The organism is Nostoc sp. FACHB-888 (genome assembly GCF_014696655.1).
GTDB lineage: Bacteria > Cyanobacteriota > Cyanobacteriia > Cyanobacteriales > Nostocaceae > Nostoc.
In genome coordinates this window covers 1-6,142 of record NZ_JACJQM010000221.1, presented here as the reverse complement: position 1 = coordinate 6,142, position 6,142 = coordinate 1, and the positions used below count along the sequence as shown (strand labels likewise).

Genomic DNA, 6,142 nt, shown 5'->3' with positions numbered 1-6,142 from the left:
TTACGAACATATAAAAATATCTCTATGCAGATGACATTATTCCTGTTTTTGTATATATCATTTGTGTATACTCCGAGACTAAATGTAGTTTATTATACTAACACTTAAAATATAAGTTCCATTTTTAGATGTTACTTTTATTTTCTTATTCCTGGTTAATACTGATTGTTTTTATCAGGTGCAAGATATGAGTAAAGATGTAATTGAGTAATTGTTAACACTTGATTGAGCTTGTCAACAAACGAATTGTAGACTTGCGCTGAAGTTTTGATGCCTACGGCAACCAGGAGCGGTGTACGCCACATCTGCGATTGCAAAAAGCTCAAGCTTCCCCTATTGCCGCCCCTGCCCTCATCTCTGCCTAAGTAACAATCGCGCCTCCACAACCGACGATTGCTCACCTTGAGGTGATGGTGCTGTGTTTATTGACCAAATTTTGATAACCATTGGTTAACACGCATTCAGCCAAGGGTGTCATATTGGGCTTGGTTTATTGCGTCTAATCGTTGTATAGTGCAGCTTTAAAAGTTTTTCGTTCTTCTTGCATAAAGTACGAAACTCTAGCTGAAGAGTACTACATAGCAAACGAATGATATATAAAGTAGGGGGCAGGCATGGAGAGGGTTTGCAGCTTTTCCTCTCACGAAAATGGTGCAATTTAAATGACGATCAGCTTATAACTTTAATGATTTAATGACTAATTTTCTGCGATCACTTCGACTCGATAAAATTTGGATTTTGAACAATAAAGCAGATTTAAATGGGACGCTCATAAGGTTCACCATACTGTCGATAACCAACTCGCTTGAAGGCAGAAATCATCCGCTCGTTACCCACCCAAGTATCACAAAACACTCTGAAAACGCCTACTTCTTGTAATGTACGTGTTCCTTGTGACAAAAGATCGTTTGCAAAACCCTGTCCTCGGTACTCTGGAAGTACGCCAATATCGTAGATAGTTCCTTCCTCTTTGCCATCCTTGGCGCATCCTGTAAAAACAACTGGAAGCACAAACCCTACAATGTCGCCATTTTGATTAATTCCAAACTGCCACCAGTCATCTTGATACCAGAAGCCATCTTTGGCCGAATTGAGATATTTCTCAATCTCTTGATACGGGGAAGTTGCTGAAATTTTCTGTTGATGACTGGCATCGGTTGATGAAGCCATGACACGCACCACAACACTGATTAATGAATTGTCGCCCATCGCCTCAACCCGCTTAAAAGCTAATCGTGCCGGAACTTCAATTAACGGTTTCGGCTCCTCCCAGACAAAGGGGACTTTGAAATAAGTTTGTTGGCTCATAAGTGATAGATAGCAATAGATATCTGTAAGCTGCACCTTTTATGCTACACGATACTACATAATTAGTATGACAGATGGTAATTGAGCTTTCACTTATTCTTTCTACAAAGCGTTTAATCACTCGCCAACCCCGATAGGCTGTCGAACATTTAAGTTGCATAACGCTAGGGCTGGAGCCGCTTACAACAAGCGAATCAGTCTGGAAAAATAAATAACGACTAGCTTACCAACCCCAGTAACCTTTTCTTGAAACCAAATCCGGAGCAACTGCTTAGTTAGGCTGAAATAGCCCTAGTTGTTTTTATCACGTTGAATTTCGTTTTCTAGTTGGCTCAGAGGCACTATTGTTTTTTAGCACCCAATGCTGGGCAACTTCCTTGCACGGCAATGGTTTCAAAGCCTAAATAAATAGTGATAATGAGGCATTGAAGAAAGTACAAATTTTATTATCACAAGAATCAGTCGTTAACCTACATTTTGGTTCTATTGCTAGTCACACAGGGAGTAGCTAGGCTCGGTAAGCATGGAGCGACTTGAAACTATTGCTAATGGCTGAACCCATTACCTTCATAAAGGTGTTGCGAAGTCCCACCGCCAAAGGGTTATTCAATTCGCCCATCTTGCCAGATTGCAAGGATTGTTCGACAATCGCCTTGATACGGGGGAATCGTAGCGATTCATAGCGTTGAAAGGCAGTAATCGGATCAGGTTGTTGTTTCAAGCATTTTGCAACGACAGACGCATCCTCCAAAGCAGTGCAGGCTCCCTGTCCCATTGTTGGCAGCATCGGATGGGCAGCGTCACCCAGTAGCGTAACATTCTGCTGACTCCAAGGTTGAGTCGGGGGGCGATCATAGAGATGGGTCGTCAAAATATTGGCTTCGTCAGTGGCTGCAATCAACTCAGGAATGGCTGGAAACCAGTCTTGATACATTCTCTCAAGCTCTTTCTTACGCCCCTCTACAGCATCCGGTTGTGCAACTGGTGCAATGGCTGCGGCATACCAATACATTTTTCCTTTGCCCAGCATCATGAAGCCAAATCCTTTACCACAACCTAAAAATTCCTGAATATAGCCAGGACAGTATCTATTGGGAACATAATCAGTCAAACCTCGCCAAGTCTTGAAGTTGCGATAAATGGGTGGTTCATCCCCTAAAATGATCGCTCGTACCCGCGATCGCAGCCCATCTGCACCAATCAGCGCCTCCCCTTCAACGCTCAAACCGGAAGCAAAATAGGCATGAACCTGATTATTATGGCGCTCAAATCGCTCAAAGGTTTCTCCTAGAATAAATTTTTCATTGGGTAGATTACGCCACAACAGCTGATGTAATTCAGCACGATGAATTCCGATAACGGGCAAATCAAACCCATCGACCGCGATGTTCACTAACTTCTTGCCAGATTGTGAATTGAATTGATAGTTTGTGGTCAGATAACCAATCTGCATTGCTTCTGACAATAAGCCTAAGTTCTTTAAGATATGGGTTGCGTTTGCCCAAAGTGCAATCCCAGCACCGACTTCTCGCAGTTCTTTGGTTCGCTCGTATACCACAGGCTTAAAACCAGCACGACTCAAGGCGAGTGCAGTTGCAGCACCGCCAATTCCACCACCGATGATGATTACTTTTTTCATAATTTCTCAATTTATCGACAGACTTGTCAGTTAGTTAATTTTCATCAAACAGGTTTTATACGTTCTTGTCAACTGACTGTTCAGTTGGTAAGAGGTATAGTAATTCATAAGTCCTTTGATGTAACAACTGTGGCGCATACAAAAGCTGAAAAAGTAAAGAATGCCAAGCCAGTTCGAGATGCACAGACGACTCAATCTGTGATTTTGGCAGTAGCGGAAGAAGAGTTTGCCCAACATGGCTTTAGGGGTACAAGAACGGAAGCGATCGCAGCCAAAACGGAGGTTTCAAAATCGATGATTTATTACTACTTCAAAGATAAAGAAGGTTTATATCAAGCAGTATTAGAACAATCGCACGCCGATCTTTTAGAAACGGTTGATAAATTAGAGTTGGAGCATCTATCCCCTGAAATCGCATTAAAAAAATTCCTCAAAGCATTGCTCGATTGTGTATCGCGTAATCCAAAACTCCCGACTATCATGTTTTATGAAGCTGTGCAAAACCAAGGAAAGTATTACAAACGCAGTAGTTCTGTAAATATTGATACAACCTTAGTCCAGATTCTAGAACAAGGTGTGGCTACCGGAGTGTTTCGTCAACTTGATCCGTTTCAGTCCGCAATTAATATTATGGGAACTTGTTTGTTTTATTTCATTGGTGTGGGAAATATTCAACAGTTTCCCCAGGGTAAGCGGCTTTTGAGTAAGGCAATGCTGGAACAGCACGCCCAGGAAGCAATCGCGCTAATCTTGGCTGGTGTGCGACAATCCTGACAGTGGCAGAACAATACGGTCTGTCCCGAATGGCACTAAGAAAAGGAGAAATCGTTGAGGCAGCTCTTGTGCAACTGCACCTTTATTACTGTTGAGTTGTAACATGGTTGACTCAGTAGCACTATAAGTGTAATATTTTTAACGAGTATATCAGTAGTAGTTAAGGTATCGGCCTAACCGATATCATTACTTAATTGTGTAAGTCTAGAATAATTTTGTGAGCCAATTGTGGACATTTGATTAGCTGTTGGAACTTCCCCACCCCACAATTCTGGTAGCCATCGCCTGATCGCCTCCCGCCCGACGGTATACTTGTGGCAAAAATCCCTGGTTTTTAAGGGAACACAACAAGGTAATATCTGCGCTGGCTTGCTGCTGTTTCCGTACCCAAAGCTCAATCAACTGCTGCCGAAGAGTGAAGAACCAGCAGAAACCGACGCTCGTACTGCTTTTTTCAGCTTCGGTATCCTGATCTGATGCTTTCCACCACTTCAGGAGTTCTGGAGTTGGGGCAAACAGTGGAAGGTGCTTGCCTTTCCAGCCAAGGTGAGGGTACAAGGAAATTGAAACAGCCTCGCCTCGGATGAGAGCCACCATAGGAAGAGGTGTACACCGTCATAACCGCACCCTTTCCAAATCGTAATCACTCACCCGCGCGATGGAATCTGCTGAGGTAAAAACCTCGTCACGGGGGAACGGCTTAGAAAATGGGGCAGGCTTTTTGGGGGTGCTTGTCTGCGTAGATGGAGGATCGGTTGGGTACGAAGCCTGCCCCATTTTCTCTTCGCCAGATGCGTCACCCTTTTCCGATATAGTAGGGGAGATCCATTCGATGCTGTACAACCAGCAATCGTTAATCAGTTGAATACCTTGGACTATGCGGATCGGTGGCCCATCTAGTGACAATCGAAACTCGACCAACTCACCCAGGCGAAAAACGGGTTTTTCTTGGGGCAGCGATGGCTGCGCCAACGCCAAGGGCGAACGCAAATTACCTGTACCAATAAGTTCACTACCCCAAACAGTAATATTGTCATTGCAAGTATTGATTTCGTATTTCCAGCCTTGCAGCGACCATTCGACACCGCAGCAGTAACCAAATGCTTTGACTCTCTTGACGTACACCCGTTCAAGCAAACTTACTAGCAACGGCGGGATTCGTTGACCCCAAGGTGGGGAGATGTAGCAGCACTGTTCTAAGTTTTGGACAAGATTAGTCATAGTTTTGCTCTTTTCAAAATACTTTGTGCCGACATGAATAATTGAGTTGCAAAACTGAGAGGTACGGAATAGCCGATAATAGGCCACGCCGTAACAGTTTCGTTGGGTAATAATGCAGATATGGTATTTGAACCAAGTAGTGCTAATGTACTATAATGCTGGTAATCTAATATTTTACTAAGCACTAGTTAGCCTAATTTTCTAATGCTTCACTCTGCTTCCAAGTGAGAAAGATAATTCACGTAGACATGGATGCCTTCTACGCATCGGTGGAACAGAGGGACAATCCTAGCTACGCCCAGCAAACCGTTAGTCGTCGGTGGCAGTCCGAATCAAGGAGGCGTGACCGTTGCAGGTGCCAATTATGAAGCTCGTAAGTTTGGTATTCACTCCGCGATGCAATCCGTAACAGCTTTTGCAAAATGCCCTGGGCTGATATTCGTTAGACCGAGATTCGATGTCTACCGAGAGATTTCTACTTCAATCCATGCTATATTCAAACGCTACACTGATTTGGTGGAAGGGGTTGCGCTAGATGAAGCATACCTGGATGTTACTGAGAATAGGCAAAATATCACTTACGCTTCTACTATGGCTTGACCGATACCCTTATTTGATTAATGCCTAATGCGAATGAAATAGGTTGAGATTGGAAAGTGAGAAAATTAATGCTAATAAGCCTTGGAACCTTCTGACGCTTTAAGAACCTGTATAAATAATAATACGGTAGCAAGTATTCTCTAGTATATCAGTATAATATATACTAGTTGCCCTAAGTTTTACCTTTTTTATTGATCTATAAACCAAATTGAGTGCAGCAGCATGGCACCTCCTTACTTACCTCTCTCAGCAGAATTGCTGATGAAAGCTTTTCCTTTTCACTTTGCGTTTAACCGTAATCTGGAAATTGTACAAGCTGGTGATGTTTTAGAGCGTATTAGTCCTGAAACACTAATTGGTCAATTAATAAACCAGAATTTTGGGATTAATCGTCCCAAAAATCCAATTGATTTTGATGCTATTAATAAACAATCCCGCGCTCTTTTCATATTAGAGTTTCTCCCCAATGGAATGCAGCTTAAGGGTCAAATGATGTATTAGGCAGAGCAGGAGGTAATCTTTTTCTTAGGTTCTGCTTGGATTACAGAGACAGCTAGCCTTGCTCCTCTGGGTATCAAACTCAAAGATTTTGCAATTCAC

General features: G+C 42.9%; 7 protein-coding genes. 3 read left to right on the top strand and 4 right to left on the bottom strand.

All coding sequences use genetic code 11. The features are described 5' to 3' along the window. Nucleotides 1–756: 756 nt before the first annotated feature. Nucleotides 757–1,308: a GNAT family N-acetyltransferase gene (locus tag H6G26_RS37210; protein ID WP_190736569.1), complete on the bottom strand. Its 552-nt coding sequence runs from the start codon at nt 1,306–1,308 to the stop codon at nt 757–759. A 508-nt stretch (nt 1,309–1,816) separates the two neighbouring features. Beyond that, entirely contained in the window at nt 1,817–2,947 is a 1,131-nt protein-coding gene (locus H6G26_RS37205; protein WP_190736567.1) for an FAD-dependent monooxygenase, read from the bottom strand. Between the two features lie 129 nt (nt 2,948–3,076). On the opposite strand from H6G26_RS37205, the gene H6G26_RS37200 reads away from it, so the two are divergent. Continuing rightward, nucleotides 3,077–3,721 carry a TetR family transcriptional regulator gene (locus H6G26_RS37200; RefSeq protein ID WP_190736565.1) on the top strand — a complete coding sequence of 215 codons (645 nt, stop codon included), beginning with the start codon at nt 3,077–3,079 and terminating at the stop codon, nt 3,719–3,721. A 240-nt stretch (nt 3,722–3,961) separates the two neighbouring features. On the opposite strand, the gene H6G26_RS37195 is transcribed toward H6G26_RS37200, so the two are convergent. Together H6G26_RS37195 and H6G26_RS37190 are read right to left on the bottom strand one after the other, a co-directional pair. Then, nucleotides 3,962–4,318: a hypothetical protein gene (locus H6G26_RS37195; RefSeq protein WP_242054229.1), complete on the bottom strand. Its 357-nt coding sequence runs from the start codon at nt 4,316–4,318 to the stop codon at nt 3,962–3,964. 18 nt (nt 4,319–4,336) lie between these two features. Continuing rightward, entirely contained in the window at nt 4,337–4,942 is a 606-nt protein-coding gene (locus H6G26_RS37190; RefSeq protein ID WP_190736563.1) for a DUF1392 family protein, read from the bottom strand. A 252-nt stretch (nt 4,943–5,194) separates the two neighbouring features. Here H6G26_RS37190 and H6G26_RS37185 point away from each other — a divergent pair, with 252 nt between their 5' ends. Together H6G26_RS37185 and H6G26_RS37180 are read left to right on the top strand one after the other, a co-directional pair. After that, a complete protein-coding gene (locus H6G26_RS37185) occupies nt 5,195–5,542 on the top strand; it encodes a DNA polymerase IV (protein WP_190736561.1) in 348 nt (115 codons plus the stop codon). Nucleotides 5,543–5,764: 222 nt separating this feature from the next. After that, the gene (locus tag H6G26_RS37180; protein WP_242054228.1) at nt 5,765–6,043 is read left to right on the top strand and encodes a hypothetical protein; all 279 of its coding nucleotides are present in this window, start codon (nt 5,765–5,767) and stop codon (nt 6,041–6,043) included. The last annotated feature ends 99 nt before the right edge of the window (nt 6,044–6,142 follow it).

Excerpts from the sequence above, each read along its gene's own strand:
- H6G26_RS37205 (WP_190736567.1), bottom strand. The coding sequence starts at position 2,947 with ATGAAAAAAGTAATCATCATCGGTGGTGGAATTGGCGGTGCTGCAACT.
- H6G26_RS37210 (WP_190736569.1), bottom strand. The coding sequence starts at position 1,308 with ATGAGCCAACAAACTTATTTCAAAGTCCCCTTTGTCTGGGAGGAGCCG.
- H6G26_RS37185 (WP_190736561.1), top strand. The coding sequence starts at position 5,195 with ATGCCTTCTACGCATCGGTGGAACAGAGGGACAATCCTAGCTACGCCC.
- H6G26_RS37190 (WP_190736563.1), bottom strand. The coding sequence starts at position 4,942 with ATGACTAATCTTGTCCAAAACTTAGAACAGTGCTGCTACATCTCCCCA.
- H6G26_RS37195 (WP_242054229.1), bottom strand. The coding sequence starts at position 4,318 with ATGGTGGCTCTCATCCGAGGCGAGGCTGTTTCAATTTCCTTGTACCCT.
- H6G26_RS37180 (WP_242054228.1), top strand. The coding sequence starts at position 5,765 with ATGGCACCTCCTTACTTACCTCTCTCAGCAGAATTGCTGATGAAAGCT.